16 protein-coding genes are annotated in these 16,825 nt (G+C 65.1%); 10 read left to right on the top strand and 6 right to left on the bottom strand.

Annotated features, from left to right (window positions below; genetic code table 11):
• Nucleotides 1-77: 77 nt before the first annotated feature.
• Nucleotides 78-1,145 carry an ABC transporter substrate-binding protein gene (locus ACVIHF_RS16845; protein ID WP_076825313.1) on the top strand — a complete coding sequence of 356 codons (1,068 nt, stop codon included), beginning with the start codon at nucleotides 78-80 and terminating at the stop codon, nucleotides 1,143-1,145.
• Nucleotides 1,146-1,419: 274 nt separating this feature from the next.
• On the opposite strand, the gene ACVIHF_RS16840 is transcribed toward ACVIHF_RS16845, so the two are convergent.
• Entirely contained in the window at nucleotides 1,420-2,649 is a 1,230-nt protein-coding gene (locus ACVIHF_RS16840; protein ID WP_456792326.1) for an ABC transporter substrate-binding protein, read from the bottom strand.
• A gap of 184 nt (nucleotides 2,650-2,833) precedes the next feature.
• A complete protein-coding gene (locus ACVIHF_RS16835) occupies nucleotides 2,834-3,811 on the bottom strand; it encodes a GlxA family transcriptional regulator (RefSeq protein WP_456792325.1) in 978 nt (325 codons plus the stop codon).
• Between the two features lie 152 nt (nucleotides 3,812-3,963).
• On the opposite strand from ACVIHF_RS16835, the gene ACVIHF_RS16830 reads away from it, so the two are divergent.
• Nucleotides 3,964-4,146, top strand: a complete 183-nt coding sequence (locus ACVIHF_RS16830; RefSeq protein WP_456792324.1) for a tautomerase family protein — start codon at nucleotides 3,964-3,966, stop codon at nucleotides 4,144-4,146.
• A 246-nt stretch (nucleotides 4,147-4,392) separates the two neighbouring features.
• On the opposite strand, the gene glnA is transcribed toward ACVIHF_RS16830, so the two are convergent.
• Nucleotides 4,393-5,802, bottom strand: a complete 1,410-nt coding sequence (gene glnA, locus ACVIHF_RS16825; RefSeq protein WP_028333940.1) for a type I glutamate--ammonia ligase — start codon at nucleotides 5,800-5,802, stop codon at nucleotides 4,393-4,395.
• A gap of 151 nt (nucleotides 5,803-5,953) precedes the next feature.
• Nucleotides 5,954-6,292 (bottom strand): P-II family nitrogen regulator, encoded by a 339-nt coding sequence (locus tag ACVIHF_RS16820; RefSeq protein WP_011441447.1) that lies wholly within the window; start codon nucleotides 6,290-6,292, stop codon nucleotides 5,954-5,956.
• A 354-nt stretch (nucleotides 6,293-6,646) separates the two neighbouring features.
• Between ACVIHF_RS16820 and ACVIHF_RS16815 the strand changes: the two genes are divergently transcribed.
• From ACVIHF_RS16815 to ACVIHF_RS16805, 3 genes are all read left to right on the top strand, one after another.
• On the top strand, nucleotides 6,647-8,146 hold the full coding sequence (locus ACVIHF_RS16815) for an NAD(P)H-hydrate dehydratase (protein ID WP_456792323.1): 1,500 nt from the start codon (nucleotides 6,647-6,649) through the stop codon (nucleotides 8,144-8,146).
• A complete protein-coding gene (locus ACVIHF_RS16810) occupies nucleotides 8,136-8,264 on the top strand; it encodes a hypothetical protein (RefSeq protein ID WP_376708658.1) in 129 nt (42 codons plus the stop codon). Before ACVIHF_RS16815 ends, ACVIHF_RS16810 begins: the two co-directional genes overlap by 11 nt.
• 86 nt (nucleotides 8,265-8,350) lie before the next feature.
• Nucleotides 8,351-8,905: a flavin reductase family protein gene (locus ACVIHF_RS16805; RefSeq protein ID WP_456792322.1), complete on the top strand. Its 555-nt coding sequence runs from the start codon at nucleotides 8,351-8,353 to the stop codon at nucleotides 8,903-8,905.
• Between the two features lie 34 nt (nucleotides 8,906-8,939).
• Here the strand turns inward: ACVIHF_RS16805 and ACVIHF_RS16800 are convergent, their stop codons facing one another.
• Nucleotides 8,940-9,806 carry a LysR family transcriptional regulator gene (locus ACVIHF_RS16800; RefSeq protein WP_456792321.1) on the bottom strand — a complete coding sequence of 289 codons (867 nt, stop codon included), beginning with the start codon at nucleotides 9,804-9,806 and terminating at the stop codon, nucleotides 8,940-8,942.
• Between the two features lie 143 nt (nucleotides 9,807-9,949).
• Between ACVIHF_RS16800 and ACVIHF_RS16795 the strand changes: the two genes are divergently transcribed.
• The 5 genes from ACVIHF_RS16795 to ACVIHF_RS16775 all read left to right on the top strand — a co-directional run bounded on the left by ACVIHF_RS16795 (nucleotide 9,950) and on the right by ACVIHF_RS16775 (nucleotide 16,002).
• Nucleotides 9,950-10,951 (top strand): HpcH/HpaI aldolase/citrate lyase family protein, encoded by a 1,002-nt coding sequence (locus tag ACVIHF_RS16795; protein ID WP_456792320.1) that lies wholly within the window; start codon nucleotides 9,950-9,952, stop codon nucleotides 10,949-10,951.
• The gene (locus tag ACVIHF_RS16790) at nucleotides 10,941-12,140 is read left to right on the top strand and encodes a CaiB/BaiF CoA transferase family protein (RefSeq protein ID WP_456792319.1); all 1,200 of its coding nucleotides are present in this window, start codon (nucleotides 10,941-10,943) and stop codon (nucleotides 12,138-12,140) included. Before ACVIHF_RS16795 ends, ACVIHF_RS16790 begins: the two co-directional genes overlap by 11 nt.
• A gap of 39 nt (nucleotides 12,141-12,179) precedes the next feature.
• Nucleotides 12,180-13,553: an LLM class flavin-dependent oxidoreductase gene (locus ACVIHF_RS16785; protein ID WP_456792318.1), complete on the top strand. Its 1,374-nt coding sequence runs from the start codon at nucleotides 12,180-12,182 to the stop codon at nucleotides 13,551-13,553.
• A gap of 62 nt (nucleotides 13,554-13,615) precedes the next feature.
• Nucleotides 13,616-15,034, top strand: a complete 1,419-nt coding sequence (locus tag ACVIHF_RS16780) for an MFS transporter (protein WP_456780444.1) — start codon at nucleotides 13,616-13,618, stop codon at nucleotides 15,032-15,034.
• Between the two features lie 140 nt (nucleotides 15,035-15,174).
• Nucleotides 15,175-16,002 carry a tetratricopeptide repeat protein gene (locus tag ACVIHF_RS16775; protein ID WP_456792317.1) on the top strand — a complete coding sequence of 276 codons (828 nt, stop codon included), beginning with the start codon at nucleotides 15,175-15,177 and terminating at the stop codon, nucleotides 16,000-16,002.
• Between the two features lie 35 nt (nucleotides 16,003-16,037).
• Here ACVIHF_RS16775 and ACVIHF_RS16770 read toward each other — a convergent pair whose 3' ends face one another.
• The gene (locus ACVIHF_RS16770; protein WP_253608443.1) at nucleotides 16,038-16,748 is read right to left on the bottom strand and encodes a hypothetical protein; all 711 of its coding nucleotides are present in this window, start codon (nucleotides 16,746-16,748) and stop codon (nucleotides 16,038-16,040) included.
• Nucleotides 16,749-16,825 lie beyond the last annotated feature (77 nt).

Raw genomic sequence — 16,825 nt, 5'->3', positions numbered from 1 at the left:
CGCTCTACCCATCCTACGCGCTAAGCTCCCGCGACAAAGGCGCGGCCGGTCAACGGCCCGATTTCAGGGAGTATGGAATGCAGGACCGCAAATGGTCGAGGCGCGACTGGCTCAAGGTGACGGCGGCCACCGCCGCCGGCATGGTATTCGCGGAGCCGCTGCGCGCGGCGGCGCCGCCGGCGGAAGCCGTGACGCCGGAGCTGATCGCAGCCGCCAAGAAGGAAGGCAAGATCTCGTTCTACAGCGCGCTGGAGCTGAACACGGCCGAGCGTCTCGCGCGTGACTTCGAGCAGAAATATCCCGGGATCAGCGTCCGCGTCGAGCGCTCGGGCGCGGAGCGTATCTTCCAGCGCATCGCACAGGAGCAGGGCAGCGGCATCAACGCCGTCGACGTCGCCAATTCCACAGATCCCGCGCATTACCTCGACTGGAAGAAGAACGACTGGCTCGCGGCCTATGTGCCGGAGGACGTCGCCAGGCATTTTCCGGCCGACCAGATCGATCCCGACGGCACCTCGGCGACATCCTGCGCCTGGTTCGAGGTAATCGGCTACAACACCGAGCAGGTGAAGCGCGAGGAGGCGCCGAAGAGCTACGCCGACCTGCTCGATCCCAAGTGGCGCGGCAAGATCGTCAAGGGCCACCCGAGCTATTCCGGCGCGATCATGACCGCGACCTTCGTGCTGGCGCGCGACCTCGGCTGGCCGTATTTGGAGAAGCTTTCGCAACAGCGCGTGATGCAGGTGCAGTCGGCGGCCGATCCGCCGAAGAAGATCCTGCTCGGCGAGCGTGCGGTGATGGCCGACGGCAACGACTATAACCTCGTGCTGGCCAAGGATCAGGGCAAGCCGGTCGAGGTGGTCTATCCCGCCGAGGGCGCGCCGCTGATCATCGTCCCGAGCGGCATCTTCAAGAACGCGCCGAACCCGAATGCGGCGCGGCTGTTCCAGAGCTATTTTTTCAGCGCCGAGACCCAGCAGATGTTGGCTGACGAATTCGCGCACCGCTCGTTCCACGCCAAGGTGAAGGAGAAGGCCGGTCACGTGCCGCTCGACAAACTGAAAATGCTCAAGGCCGATCCGGCCCAGGTGCAGGTGCAGTCGGAGGAGATCAAGGCGAGGTACGCGAAGCTGTTCCGGGTGTAGGTCAAGCTCCGTAGGATGGGTAGAGCGAAGCGAAACCCATCGCTTGTGCAGGGGGCGAGATGATGGGTTTCGCTGCGCTCTACCCATCCTACAGATCCAAGGCTACTAGCGTCATTGCGAGCGAAGCGAAGCAATCCATCTTTCCGGATACGCGGAGAGATGGATTGCTTCGTCGCTTCAGCGCAAAATTGCTTTGCAATTTTGTCGCGAGCTCCTCGCAATGACGCGGATAACGCTCGGACCGCCGGGCGGCGCAGTGAGGGGCTGCGGTCGGCTAACCTCCCACTTCCGCGCTGAGCATCGGCCCGAACAGCTCCCATCGCTCGCCCTTGAGTCGTCTGAGCTGCATCTGCTTGATCGGCGCGAAATCGATCGTGCTGGTGTTCATTGTGATGCCGGGCAGCAGGTTGGTGGTGCGGAAGGCCTTCAGGTTGGCGGCCTGCTTCATGACGTTGGCGCGCGTGAGATCGTCGCCGCACTGCTTAAGCACCTGAACCAGCGTCTGAGCCGCATTGTACCCTGTCATAATCAGGCTGTCGGCCCGATTGCCTTCGGGGAAATATTTGGAGAGATATTCGTCGAACGCCTTCATGCCGGGATCGTCCTTCCATTGCGGATCGAGCGGATCCATCAGGTAGGCCACCGAGATGATGCCTTGTGCGTTCTCGAAGCCGGCAGGCTGGATCACGGCGCCGAGCGAGGAACCTACCGAGTTGAGGATGTGCAGCGGTTTCCAGCCGATCTCGGCCGCCTTCTTGATGGCCTGCGCCGCGAATTTCGGTGTGGCGATGTCGACGAATACGTCGGCATTCATCGATTTCATCTTGACGATGTGCGTGTCGATCGTCGGCTCGGCCACCTCATACGCATCCTCGATCACGATCATCGACGCCGCCTTGTCGCCGAGGCCGTCCTTCAGGCCCTTGAGATAGTCCTTTCCATAATCGTCGTTCTGGTAGAGGACCGCGATCCTGCCGCCCGGCTTTTCCTTCAGGATGTGCTTGGCGTAGATCCGTCCCTCGCTCTGATAGCTGGGCTGCCAGCCCATGGTCCATGGGAAGCTTTGCGGATCGTTCCACTTGGTGGCACCGGTCTGAATGAACAGCTGCGGCACCTTCTTCACGTTCATGTATTTCTGGATCGCGCCGTTGGATGCCGTGCCGAGAGAGGCGAAGATCAGCAGGACCTCGTCGCCTTCGACCAGCTTGCGCGCCTGCTCGACCGTCTTCGGCGGACTGTAGCTGTCGTCATAGGAGATGAAGTTGATCTTGCGGCCATTGATGCCGCCCTCGGCGTTGATCTTGCGGAAATAGGCCGCCTGGGCCCGGCCGCTGGTGCCGTAGGCGGATGCCGGCCCGCTATAGGGCATGATGTTGCCGATCTTGATTTCGTTATCGGTTGCGCCGGTGTCGTATTTCTTCTGGGCGAATGCGCTGCCAGCACAGACAGCGAGAATGGTGATGGCGGTCGAAAGCGCCGCCATTCGTCGAGCGACGAAAGACATCTCGTTTCTCCCCATGCAGAAAAATGAATGTGTGTTTTATCGGAAGCCGCTTTCGGGTCCTTGCCGGCAGTGAACACCCGAGCCCAGGCGTTGTCGATCCCGGAAACACAACCTTGTGTGCGGTTCGCATCACGTCATCAGGTTCGTCAGCGTTGCTGACCGTAGTCTTCCGGGCTTCCTGCGATCAGGCCGCGCGCATCGATCGCTGCGCGCGATAGGCCTGCGGCGACGTCAGCGTGAGCTTGCGGAAGGCTTTTCGAAAGCTGCTCTCGTCCTCATAGCCGGTGGCGCGGGCGATCGCCTTGATCGGCTGCGCCGTTGTTTCCAATAGCGTGCGGGCGTGCTCGACGCGGCGGCGCATGATGAAGGCCTGCGGCGGCTCGTGGGTCAGTTCGCGGAAGCGGCGGTTCAGCGTGCGTTCGCTGAGGCCGAGCGCGTGTGCGAGGCCGCGCACCGTGATCGGGGCCTTGCCGGTGCGGCGCACCAGCATGTCCGCCTTGATCAGCAGCGGATCCTGGCCGAGCATGTAGCCGAGCGGCATGAAGATCGCCTGGGTGCGCTGCGCGGTGTCGATCACCGCATAGTCGGCGCAGACTTTTGCGACCTCCGCGCCTTCGACGAGTTCGATCAGCCGCAGCAACAGATCGACCCACGACATCGGGCCGGCGGCGCAGACCAGGCGATCGGCCTGCGTTATCACGGCATCACCGGCGAGATCGACCTTGGGATGGCGTCGATGCAGTTCGCTCTGCAGCCACCAGGTGATGGTGGCGCGGCGGCCGTCGAGCAGGCCGGCATTGGCGAGCAGCAGCACGCCGCTGCAGAACGCGCCGATCAACCGGCCGCTGGCATGCTGCCGGCGCAGCCAGGCGCCGGCACGGTCATATTGCGGTTGCAGGCGCTCGGCGGTGAGATGATCGACCAGGCTGCCCGGCACGATGATCGCGTCGCACGCCGTCCGCCTGCCCACCGCGCCATCGACGGCGAGCAACTTGCCGCCGCCGGCGCGCACCGCCTTGCCGTCGAGCGAGAGCGTCTGCCAGCTGAAGCGCGCCTTGCCGCCGCGCAGCTGCATCACATGGTTGGCGAGGGTGAGGATGTCGGCGATGCCGGCGACCGCCGATTGCATGCAGCCTTCCAGCGCGAGGATCGCAAGCTTCATGGGACCTCCGGAATTTGCCGTCATGCTAGCCGATCAGCGCAATCGGGCGGTGGCAGATATTGCCCGATCTCTGTCCGATCGGCCACTGCCTGATAGTGCCGTGCCGGTCCATCTTCGCTGCGTTGTCACACCCTCAGCAATGGAGAGAGACCATGCCTTACGTCACCATTTCCACCGTCCGCGGCATCTTCGATGTCGCGCAGAAGCAGGCGCTGCTGGAGCGCGTCACCGACCTCATGGTCGAGATCGAGGGGCAGGTAACCCGGACTTCCGCCGCAACGTCTGGGTCAAGATCGAGGAGGGTGAGCCGGCGAGCTGGTCGCTCGGCGGGATGATCCCGACGCCCGACATGATCGCGGGCAAATTCGGCGCGCTCGACGCCGGCGGACGGCGGCTCGCCAAGGCGAAGGTGTAACTGCCCTGCGTAGGATGGGTGGAGCGAAGCGAAACCCATCATCTCAAGGCTTGCACCGGTGCGATGGGTTTCGCTTCGCTCTACCCATCCTACGCACCGTTCTCACCCAAAAACAAAAGGCGCTTCCGGTGGAAGCGCCTTTCGCATGTCGTCGGTGCCGTAAGATTTACAGCGAGTAGTACATCTCGAATTCCACCGGGTGCGGGGTCATTTCGAAACGCGCGACCTCGGTCATCTTCAGTTCGATATAGGCGTCGATGAAGTCGTCGTCGAACACGCCGCCGTTCTTGAGGAACGCGCGGTCCTTGTCGAGGCTCTCGAGCGCCTCGCGCAGCGAGCCGCAGACGGTCGGGATCTGCTTCAGCTCTTCCTTCGGCAGATCGTAGAGGTCCTTGTCCATCGCCGGACCCGGATCGATCTTGTTCTTGATGCCGTCAAGACCGGCCATCAGCATCGCGGCGAAGCCGAGATAGGGGTTGGCCATCGGGTCGGGGAAACGCACCTCGACGCGCTTGGCCTTCGGGTTCGCGGTGTAGGGGATGCGGCAGGCCGCCGAGCGGTTGCGCGCGGAATAGGCGAGCAGCACGGGGGCTTCATAGCCCGGCACCAGACGCTTGTAGGAGTTGGTCGACGGGTTGGTGAAGGCGTTGATCGCCTTGGCGTGCTTGATGACGCCGCCGATGTAGTGCAGGCAGGTCTCCGACAGGTCGGCGTATTTGTTGCCGGCGAAGGTCGGCTTGCCGTCCTTCCAGATGGACTGATGCACATGCATGCCCGAGCCGTTGTCGCCATAGACCGGCTTCGGCATGAAGGTAGCGGTCTTGCCGTAGATGTGGGCGACCTGGTGGATGCAGTACTTGTAGATCTGCATATGGTCGGCCATCAGCGTCAGGGTGTCGAACTTCATGCCGAGCTCGTGCTGGGCCGAGGCCACCTCGTGGTGATGCTTTTCGACCTTGACGCCCATCTTGGCCATCGCGCCGAGCATCTCCGAGCGCATGTCCTGCACCGAGTCCTGCGGCGGCACCGGGAAGTAGCCGGCCTTGGTGCGGATGCGGTGACCGAGGTTGCCGCCCTCATATTCGGTCGCCGAGTTGATCGGCAGCTCGGAGGAGTCGAGGCGGAAGCCGGTGTTGTAGGGCTCGGCCGAATAGCGCACGTCGTCGAACACGAAGAACTCGGCCTCGGGGCCGACGAACACGGTGTCGCCCACGCCCATCGACTTCACCATCGCCTCGGCCTTCTTGGCGATGCCGCGGGGGTCGCGGTTGTAGGGCTCGCCGGTGGTCGGCTCGAGCACGTCGCACGTGATGACCATGGTGGTCTCGGCGAAGAACGGGTCGATCGTCGCGGTGACCGGGTCGGGCATCAGGCACATGTCGGATTCATTGATCGCCTTCCAGCCGGCGATCGACGAGCCGTCGAACATCGTTCCCTCGGCGAAGATGTCATCGTCGATCATGCTGACGTCGAAGGTGACGTGCTGCCACTTGCCGCGCGGATCGGTGAAGCGCAGGTCGACGTATTTGACGTCGTTGTCCTTGATCGATTTCAGGACGTCTTTGGCGGTCTTCATGAATACCCCTTATGGATGTGCGGGTCGGTTTCCAGCGGAGAGCGACGTTATTCCCGCTTTTGGCGAGTTCGTGTGACTACACAAACGAAATCAGGCTGCCGAAGCAGCCTTTTTTCTCTTTTGCCGTCAGAAAATCCGGATAGCACCGCCCTTAAATAGCGTCCAGCCCGGATTCGCCGGTCCGGATGCGGATGGCTTCCTCGATGTTGGAGACGAAGATCTTGCCGTCGCCGATCCGCCCGGTCTGCGCCGCGCGGCGGATCGCGTCGATCGCCTTCTCGACCAGGTCGTCGCCGATCACGATCTCGATCTTCACCTTGGGCAGGAAGTCGACGATGTATTCCGCACCGCGATAGAGTTCGGCATGGCCCTTCTGGCGGCCAAATCCCTTGGCCTCGGTGACGGTGATGCCTTGCAGTCCGACTTCCTGGAGCGCTTCTTTCACCTCGTCGAGCTTGAAGGGCTTGATGATGGCTTCAATCTTCTTCACTGAGCGCCTCCCGGGCATTGCAGATTGCAGGGTCGAGTTCGATGCGCGTGGGGCGCAGTCTGGTTGGTCTTAAGGCTTCCGGCCGGTGGCCGGAAACACGCGCAATGGTCGCATGAAGCGGCCTTGCGCGCGGCTTCCTCAAAAGCAGGGTCTATGCCAAGTTGTTAAGGTCCCCGATTTCGGAATGTTATCAGCCTTTTAACAGGCAATCGGCTGATATCGAACCACATGGGCTATGATATCCAAGCCCAACAAATAGGCAAATAGATCAATCCGTATGCAGTCGGCCAGTAGAAACCCCGCGAACGTCACAGGAATTGCCTCTCGAAAAGGCGAAGCGATTGAGGATTCGGCATGGACGTTCTGACGACGACCGAGATGGAACGCGCCGACCGGCTGACCATCGCAGCCGGAACGCCAGGCTTCGCGCTGATGATGAGCGCCGGCCAGGCCGTCGCGGAAGCCGCGATGGACCTGGTCGAGGAGGGGCCGATCGTGGTGGTCGCCGGCCGCGGCAACAATGGCGGCGACGGCTTTGTCGCCGCCGCCGAGCTTGCCGCGCGCGGCCGCGAGGTCTCGGTGATCCTGCTCTGCGAGCGCGACAGCCTGCAGGGCGACGCGGCGCTGGCGGCGAAGGGCTGGAAATATCCGGTGCTGCCGTTCAACCCGCAGGCGCTCGGCAAGCCGGCGCTGATCGTCGACGCGCTGTTCGGTGCCGGCCTCAACCGGCCGGTAAAGGGCGATCCGCTGGAGATGATCGCGGCGATCAATGCCAACGGTACGCCGGTGCTGGCGGTCGACCTGCCGAGCGGCATCAACGGCACATCGGGCGCGGTGATGGGCGCGGCCGTGCAGGCCACCGAGACCGTCACCTTCTTCCGCAAGAAGCCCGCGCATCTGTTGCTGCCGGGCCGGATGTACTGCGGCCGGGTGCGTGTTGCCGACATCGGCATCGCCGCGCAGGTGCTCGACGAGATCAAGCCGCTCACCGCCGAGAATGCGCCGGAGGCCTGGCGATGGTCGTTTCCGGTGCCGCGGATCGACGGCCACAAATACGCGCGGGGGCACGCCGTCGTGGTGTCGGGCGATCTCGCCTCGACCGGGGCGGCACGGCTCGCCGCGCGAGCGGCGCTGCGCGCCGGCGCCGGCCTCGTGACGCTGGCCTCGCCGCGTGATGCGCTTGCCGTCAATGCCGCGGCGCTGACCGCGGTGATGGTGCGCGCGGTCGACAACCCGATCCAGTTCGCCGAGCTGCTTGGCGACAAGCGCCTCAATGCCTGCGTGATCGGTCCGGGCGCCGGGGTCAGCGCGCGGACCCGTGACTTCGTCCACACCGCGCTGTCGGCGCAGCGGCATCTGGTGCTCGACGCCGACGCGCTGACCAGCTTTGCCGGCGCGCCGGACCGGCTGTTCGAGGCGATCAAGGCAAGCGCCGGTCAGCAGGTGGTACTGACGCCGCATGAGGGCGAGTTTCCGCGGCTGTTCAGCGATATTTCCAACAAGCATCCCGGCCGCTCCAAGCTCGAGCGCGTGCGCGCGGCGGCCGAGCGCTCCGGCGCGGTGGTGCTGCTGAAAGGCGCCGACACGGTGATCGCGTCTCCCGACGGCCGCGCCACCGTCGCCGCCAATGCGCCGCCCTGGCTCGCCACCGCCGGCGCCGGCGACGTGCTGTCGGGCATCATCGCGGGTTTCCTGGCGCAGGGCGTCGCGGCCTTCGAGGCCGCCAGCATCGGCGTCTGGATGCACGGCGAGAGCGCGAGCGAGGCGGGCCCCGGCCTGATCGCGGAAGATCTCACCGAAGTGCTGCCCGCCGTGTTCCGCCGCCTCTATGACGAGTTCGGGATTGAGTATTAGGCGGCTCGCGCTGGCCGACATGGATGCCGCCGCGCGCGTGCATCGCGCGGCATTCGATCAGGCGCTGCCGCGGCTCGGCGGCCTGCACACGCCTGACGGCATTGATCGGATGATCTGAACAACTGGTTAGATATTTGCGTTTCTGCGATCGGTCGAGCTGGCCTATACGATTCAAAACCGTCGCCTCTCGCCCGGAACAGTCAGATGAACGCGCCGACCAGCCTGCTTTCGACCGCCTCACGTAACGCCGCCCCGGCTCACGGGAGCGTCGACCCCGCGTCCTATCGCGCGGCGATGCGCCACCACGCCGGTGCGGTGACGATCCTGTCGGCGGGCGGCCCGGGCGACAGAACGGGGATGACGGCGACGTCGGTCTGTTCGCTGTCGGACACGCCGCCGCGGCTGATCGCCTGCGTCAACCGCTCGGCGAGCGCGCATGGCCTGATCCGGCGCACCGCCGCGTTCGGCGTCAACATGCTGCACGCCGACCAGGCCGAGCTGGCCAATGTGTTCGCCGGCCGCCGCGGCATTGAGCGGGACGATCGCTTTTCCGACGCCGACGGCTGGCTGTCGCTGGCCACGGGCGCGCCGATCCTTAAGGATGCGCTGATCGGGCTCGACTGCGAGCTGATCGACGAGCATGCGCACGACACGCATTCGATCTTCGTCGGGGCGGTCCGCGCGATGCATCCGCGTGAGGGGGAGACGCCGCTGATCTATTTTGGTGGCGCGTTCTGCGGGTTGGCCCGGCGGACCTAAGGGCGCGGCTTGAGGAATTTGTGAATCACTGATGTCAGCGCGCCGCGCCGGCAGCCGGCGAGAACGATTGTCCGCGCAACGAGACGATGCAGACGGTGCGCTCCAGCGTCGGATTGACGATCGGTAGCGCCTGCATCGTCTTCCTGACCGGCCGCGGCAAGGCGACCTTCGGCAGGATGCCGACGCCGAGACCGGCGCCGGCCAGCGCGGCCAGCGTGTAGCTGTGCTCGACCTCGAACTTGATCTTCATCTGCAGATTGCGCGTGGCGAGCGCGCGCTCCAGCATCGAGCGCAGCGCCGCCGATTTTGAGTTGAGCAGGATCGGATAGGCGGACAGTTCGGTTAGGTCGACAGCGCTGCGCTTGCGAAACGGAAACGCTCTTGTCGCCAGCGCATAGATCGGGTCGTTGAACAGCGGCGCGAACTGAAACTCGGTCGAGCCGTCCGTCTCCGGCCCGATGCCGAAATCCGCCTCGCGCCGGCGCAGGCAGTCCAGCATGTCCTCGGCCGCAAGCTCGCGCAGATTGATGTTGACGCCGGGATAGCTCGCCTGGAAGGCGTGCAGCGCCTGCGGCAGGATGGTCGCGGCAATGGTCGGGACGCAGGCCAGCGACAGCGTGCCGCGCTGGATGTCGATGACCTCACGGATCTCGCGCAGGCCGTTCTCCCATTCGCCGAGCGCGCGCCGCGCATGCGTCAGCAGTTGCAGTCCCTCCGCGGTCAGCTCGACGCGTCGCGTGGTGCGATGAAACAGCGCGGCGCCGACCTGATCCTCCAGCAGCTTGATCTGCATGCTGACCGCGGATTGCGAGCGGTTGAGGTGCTCGGAGGCCTGGCGAAAGCTCTTGTTCTCGGCGACCGCGATGAACATGTGCAGCAGCTTGAAATTGATCTGCGACATCGTTTTGCCCTGCAGGCGATTGTTCCGAAGAACTGAACAGTTCTTAAGATAATCTCGTTAGAAAGATCAGTGTCGGACATCTAGCATGATTGTTGTTGGCCGCGGGAGACGATCCTGCGGCGCGATGCAGAAAAGATGCTCCAATGTCCTTCACCGTCACCAAGCCGCGCACGCGCCGCGTCCAGCGTTCCGAACTCGCGGTTCCCGCGACCTCGACCCATTTCTTCGAACGCGCAGCGAGTAGCGCGGCCGATTTCATCTTCCTGGATCTGGAGGACGCGGTTGCGCCGCCGCGAAAGCCCGAGGCGCGCGAGATCGCGATCGAGGCGCTGAACCGGATCGACTGGGGCAACAAGACGCTGGCGGTGCGCATCAATGGCCTCGACACCGAATGGGCGCATCGCGACATCATCGAGATCGTCAGCCGCGCGCCGCGCCTCGACCTCGTCATGGTGCCGAAGGTCGGCACCGCGTTCGACGTCCGTTTCGTCGACGCGCTGCTGGCGGGGCTCGAGCGCGAGTTCCCGCGCGCAAGGCCGCTGGGCATCGAGATCCTGATCGAGACCACGCTTGGACTCGCCAATGTCGAGGACATCGTGCAGGCGTCGGAACGGCTGGAAGCGGTCATCTTCGGCATCGGCGATTACTCGATCGACCTGCGTACCTGCGGCGAGATCATCGGCGCCTCCGATCCGCGCTATGCCGTGCTCACCGATGCGGACGAGGGCGGCGCGCGCCGGATACACTGGAACGACCAGTGGCACTTCGCGCTCGCCCGCATCGCCAATGCCTGCCGCGCCCACGGCCTGCGTGCCATCGACGGCCCCTATGCCAATTTCGGCGATGCCGCAGGCTTTCGCGCCAGTGCGGCGCGGGCGGCCGCGCTCGGCTTCGAGGGCAAATGGGCGATCCATCCCTCGCAGCTCGAGACCGCCAACGAGGTGTTCTCGCCGACCGCACGCGAGATCGGCTGGGCGCGCGAGATCACGGCCAAGATCCAGTCCGCCAGCGCCGGCGGCGACGGTGCCTTCGGGCAGGACGGCGTGTTGATCGATCTTGCGGTGCTCAAGCGCGCGCAGGCGATCATCGACCGCCATGACGCAATTCAGGCGGCGGGCAGGCAAGGAGCGCGCGATGTCGCATGAGCCACCGCTGTCCGGAATTCGCGTGCTCGACATCGCGACCTTCGTGGCGGCGCCGTTCTGCGGGACGGTGCTGTCCGATTTCGGCGCCGAGGTGATCAAGATCGAGCAGCCGGGCACAGGCGATCCCTTGCGCCGGTTCGGCACTCCGAGCGACTGCGGCGACACCTATGTCTGGCTCAGCGAAGCCCGCAACAAGAAGTCGGTGACGCTCGACCTGCGCAGCGAGCGTGGCGCCGCGCTGTTTCGCGAGCTGGTCCGCCAATCCGACGTGGTGCTGGAGAATTTCCGGCCGGGCACGCTGGAGAAATGGGGGCTCGGCTTCGAGGCGCTGCGCGAGATCAACCCAAAACTCGTGATGCTACGCATCAGCGCCTATGGGCAGGACGGCCCGCTGCGCGACAAGCCGGGCTTCGCCCGGATCGCGCACGGCTTCAGCGGGCTCGCTTATCTTGCCGGCGAGGCGGGACGCCAACCGGTGATGCCGGGATCGACCTCGCTCGCCGATTACATTTCCGGGCTATGGGGCGCGCTCGGCGTGCTGCTGGCGCTGCGCCATGCCGAAGCCACCGGACACGGGCAGGTGGTCGATATCGGGCTCTATGAATCGGTGTTTCGGCTGCTCGACGAGATGGCGACCGTGTTCGCCAAGACCGGCTTCGTCCGCGAACGCCTCGGTGCCGACACGGTCAATGTCGTGCCGCACAGCCATTACCAGACCGCCGACGGTAAATGGGTGGCGCTGGCCTGTTCGAGCGACAAGATGTTCGAGCGCCTGGCGCAGGCGATGCGGCGGCCGGATCTCGCGACCGACCCGCGCTATGCGGCCATGGCCGGCCGCCTGGCGCGGCGCGAGGAGGTCAACGGGATGGTCGCCAACTGGATCGGCTCCATGCCGCTGGAGACGGCGCTTGCCGAGTGCGAGCGCTACGACGTGCCTTGCGGGCCGATCTACAGCATCAGTGACATCTTCGCCGACCCGCAATACCGCGTGCGCGGCAACATCGCCGAGGTGCCCTCGCGCGCCGGGCCGATCGCGGTGCCGAGCGCGATCCCCAAGATGTCGCGCACGCCGCCGCAGTTCCGGCACGCCGGCGTCGCGCTCGGCGCGCACACCGACGAAGTCCTGACCTCGCTCGCGGGCGCAACGGCGGCGGCGCTCGTCGCGCTGCGCAACGACGGGGTGATCTGACATGAAGCAATTCTCCGGCGGCCACGAAGGGACCACGCCATGACCAGGCAGATGAAATTGATCGGCTTCCTGCAGGCCCAGAATTGCTCGAACTATCCTGCCTCCTGGCGCCATCCGGACTCGAAGCCGAACTGGTTCTCGCGCGACTATTATCAGGAGATCGGCCGCACGCTGGAGCATGGCAAGTTCCATCTCGCCTTCTTCGACGACCGGCTCGCGATCCCCGATCGCTTCGGCGACGATTTTCGCGAGACCATCCGCCACGGCGTGCGCGCGGCGAAGCTCGATCCGGTCTCGGTTGCGCTCACGATGGGATTGGCGACCGAGCGGCTCGGCATCGGCGTGACCTATTCGACCACCTATTACGAGCCGTTCCACGTCGCGCGGGTGTTCGCGACGATGGACCTGCTGCTGAACGGCCGCGCCGCCTGGAACGTGGTGACTTCGCTGAACGACTCCGAGGCGGCGAATTTCGGCGCCTCGCAGCATCTCAGCCACGATTTGCGCTACGACCGCGCGGACGAGTTCATGGAGGTCGTGCTCGGCCACTGGAACAGCTGGGAGGACGGCGCGGTCAGCTTCGACCGCGAGAGCGGGCTGTTTGCCGACCCGGCCAAGGTGCACCGGCTCGACCATCACGGGCAGTTCTTCCGCTCGCGCGGCCCGTTCACGGTGCCGCGCTCGCCGCAGGGCCATCCGGTGATCATTCAGGCCGGCCAGAGCGGCCGCGGCAAGACCTTCGCGGCGCGTTGGGGCGAATTGATCTTCGTGATCTATCCCAATCTCGACATCGCGAAGAAGCAGTATGCCGACTTGAAGGGGACGCTGGCCAAGACGGGCAGGGACATCAGCATCGCGCCGGCGGTCTATCCTGTCGTCGCCGAGACTCAGGCCGAGGCCGAGGACAAGTTCGCGGCGATCAACCGGCTCGCCAAGCCGATCGATGCGCTGACGCTGTTGTCGGAGGTGTTGAACTACGATTTCGCGGCCAAGCCGATGGACGAGCCGTTCACGTCGGATGAGCTGGCTTCGATCAGCGGGCTGCAGGCGATCCGCGAGCGCGTGATGAATCTCTGCGGCAAGCCCAATCCGACGCCGCGCGATTTCGTGCAGTTCAGCGGCAGGGGAACGCTCGCCGAACTGCCGACCTTCGTCGGTTCGCCCAAGGCGGTCGCCGATCAGATGGAGCGCTGGTTCTGCGAAGGCGGCTGCGACGGCTTTGTCGTGGCGGCCACCCATGTGCCCGGGACCTACCAGGACTTCGTGCGCCTCGTCGTGCCCGAGCTGCAACGCCGCGGCCTGTTCCAGCGCGAGTATCAGGGCGACACCTTGCGCGAGAATCTCGGCCTGCCGCGGCCGCAGGCCGTGCATGCCGGCGTGGCCGACGAGGAGGCGCGCGTCTCGACCGGATGACGCCGGGACAGAACGCCGGCGCAGACAACGATCAAAACAAAATCAAAATCAGGGAGGCTGAAGTGACCAAGGGCGTTAACGCGGGGGGCCGGCTCGACAGATTGCCGATCGCCGGATTTCACTACCGGATATTCGCGCTGATCGGAGCCGGGCTGTTCGTCGACGGCTTCGAGATCTTCCTCGCCGGCAGCATTCTCGGCGCACTGGTTCAGTCCGGCTATTCGGACCTCGCCCAGAATGCGCGCTTCATCTCGGCGACCTTTGTCGGGATGCTGATCGGCGCCTGGCTGGCGGGCGTCGCCGGCGACCGCTTTGGCCGTAAGTTCGCTTACCAGGCCAATCTCCTGATCTTCGGCCTCAGCGCGCTGGCGGCAACGCTCGCGCCGTCGATGAACTGGCTGATCGGGGCCCGCTTCGTGATGGGCCTCGGGCTCGGCGCCGAGATCGTCGTCGGCTATGTCGTGCTCAGCGAATTCATCCCGCCGCAGCAGCGCGGCCGCTGGGGCGCGGCGCTCGCGACCTGCACCAATGGTGCGTTGTTCGTCGCGACCCTGGTCGGCTGGGTCGTCATTCCGCATCTCGGCTGGCGCTGGATGTTCGCGCTGTGCGGCGTCGGCGCGATGATCGTCTGGTTCCTGCGGCGCTCGCTGCCGGAATCGCCGCGCTGGCTCGAGACGCAGGGCAAGAGCGCCGAGGCGGAGGCCGTGCTGACGGCGATCGAGCAGGAGGTCGGCAAGGGCCGGACCCTGGCGACCCCGGCCTATCAGCCGGCCCCGGTGCAGCCGGACGTTCGCTTCACGCGCCTGTTCTCGCGCGCACTGATCGCGCGGACCATCGTCGGCTGCCTGATCCTGATCGGGCTCAACACCGCGGTCTACGGCTTCATCGCCTGGATCCCGACCTTCTTCGTCAAGCAGGGCATCAACCTGTCGTCATCGCTCGGCTACACCATGCTGATGACGCTCGGCAGCCCGCTCGGCACGCTGTCGGGAATGTGGATCGGCGAGAAGATCGACCGCAAGCCGTCGCTGATCGTGCTGTCGCTCGCGGCTGCCGGGCTCGGACTGATCTATCCGATGTTCATCAACCCCGTCGCCTTCGTCGTGATCGGCTTCCTCCTGGTCTTCACGGTGGCGGTGATGCTGGCGCTGGCCTGGGGGCTCTACATCCCCGAACTGTTCCCGACCGAGCTCAGGATGCGCGGCTCCGGCATCTGCAACACCGCCGGTCGCCTGATGTCGATCGTGACGCCGTTCATCGTGGTCGAGCTGTTCACAAGGTTCGGCGTCACCGGCGTCGTCTCTGTGGTAGCCGGGCTCCTGGTGGTGCAGGCGATCGCGGTCGCGGTGCTCGGCATCGAGACCCGCAAGCGTCCGCTGGAGGCATTGCGGCCGGAGGCGATGGACGGCGAAGCGTCATCCGCGGAGGTGCGCGGCAAGCTGCAACCAAGCCCTAGTGGGATCGCCGCCGGCGGGGAGTAGCGGGACGAAGCGCGCGATGTCCGCGTGATCAACGGATGCGGACATCCGGGCCTCGTCCGTCTTACGATACTTTTGGTGGACGCGTCGAAAGATGCGGGCTAAACGCGCAGGGTATTCCCTCGGCACCGTGAATCTCGCTCGTGAGTGGCAGGCAGAACAATTTCCTCGCTCAGGCGCTGCAACAAGGTGCCTTGGCGTTGCGGGCGCAGCAGTTTGCTCAGGCCGAGCAGATTGCGACGAACGTCCTGAAATCGAACCGCACGGACAGACACGCCGTGCTTCTTCTTGCGCATGCCCTGATGGGGCAGAACCGGGGAGGCGAGGCGATCGCCGCGCTCGAGCGCGTTGCCCGTCGCGGCGACGATGGAGAGGTCGAGACTTTGCTCGGCGCGTTGCTGTGCGGCGCGGGCCGCGTCACCGACGGCATCGCACAGCTTCGGCGCACGGCGGCACGCCGCCCGCCATATTTTCCGTCCTTTCAAGAACTCGCCGGGCAGCTTGCCAAGGCCGGGCAACACGACGAGGCGATCAGCACGATCGAGGCCGGTCTCGCGCTGGCCCCTGAGAGCGTCGACCTGAAGCTCGATCTCGGGCGCCTGTTGCAGGAGACCAATGACATCGCGCGGGCTGCAAGCGTCCTGACGGCGGCACGTGATGCCGCGCCGGGACGCCCCGACATTCTCAACCAGCTCGGGCGGGTCCTGATCCTCCGTGGCGACTACGCCGCAGCCGCGGATGCGTTCCGCCGCGTGCTCGCGCAATACCCGGATGATCGCTCAACCCGCGCCCACCTCGCCACCTGCCTTTTCGAGCAGGGGGAGCGCGATGCTGCCGAGGCAGCGCTGCGCTCGGTGATGCGCGGTCAGCCCCAGCTGTTTGGACGCGCGGCATTCGTCATGGCCTCGGGATCTCATGGCCGCTTCTTCTTCTCCCAGAGCGCCGCTGCGAAGTTCCTCGGCGGGGAGTGAGATTGAGCGCGCGGCGGACGGCATTCCGCCATGCCTTACGCCCTGAAGTTTCTCCGGTAGAGGTTCGGCTGCCGTCTGAGCTCGGTGCGGAGTTCGCCGACCCGCTTGGCGTCTTCGGCGGTGAACGGCGTTGCCTGCGCGGTCCAGTCGTCTCGCTTGACGGGAATACATTGCGCGATCGGAGTCCCCTTGGGGAGGACGCCTCTGAAATTCCTGTCGTGCCAGTACGCCGGAAAGTGCACCCAATTGTCGGCATAGAGGTCGGAATTGACCAGGCCGCTGAGTGTGGTGAATGGCAGGTCGAAGCGGTTGACGGGATGGGTGAAGTAGATCGCGTAGCCTTCCGGGGCTTCGACGGTCCACAAATTGTGGAATTTGAGAAAGAAGCGGCCCTCTTCAAACAGCGGAGTGCCGGTGACCTGACCCGGGTCGTGGAAGCCGATCGGTGAGCGTGGGAATTCCGGCGTGCCTCCCGGCGGCAGGTCCTGGTCCCAGGTGATTTCGCCGTCCTCGACCTTGAGATCGCAAACCAGCGGCAGCAAGAACCCGCAGGTCATCGCATCCACGAACGGCGGGCAGCGCTTGATGGTGTCCTCGTCGTGCAGGTTGATCGAGGAGAAGGCCGTCGCCGGCATCGCCTTGAGCCAGTCGGGAACGCCCTGGGCCGCCGGTATGGGGGCCGGTATCAGTCCGTCAAGCTCCGTCGGACAGCGGAATTTGAGCGTCAGCTTGCTATTGGTCGACATTGGGCGCTCCGATTTCGGATCGACCTACATGAATGCGTCGCAAAGGTGAAGCGTGCGCTCACCGGCCAGGATCGCCG

The sequence above is a fragment of the Bradyrhizobium sp. USDA 4506 genome (assembly GCF_054058795.1).
Note: the sequence above shows the minus strand (reverse complement) of the source record. Positions and strands in the feature narration are given on the sequence as shown.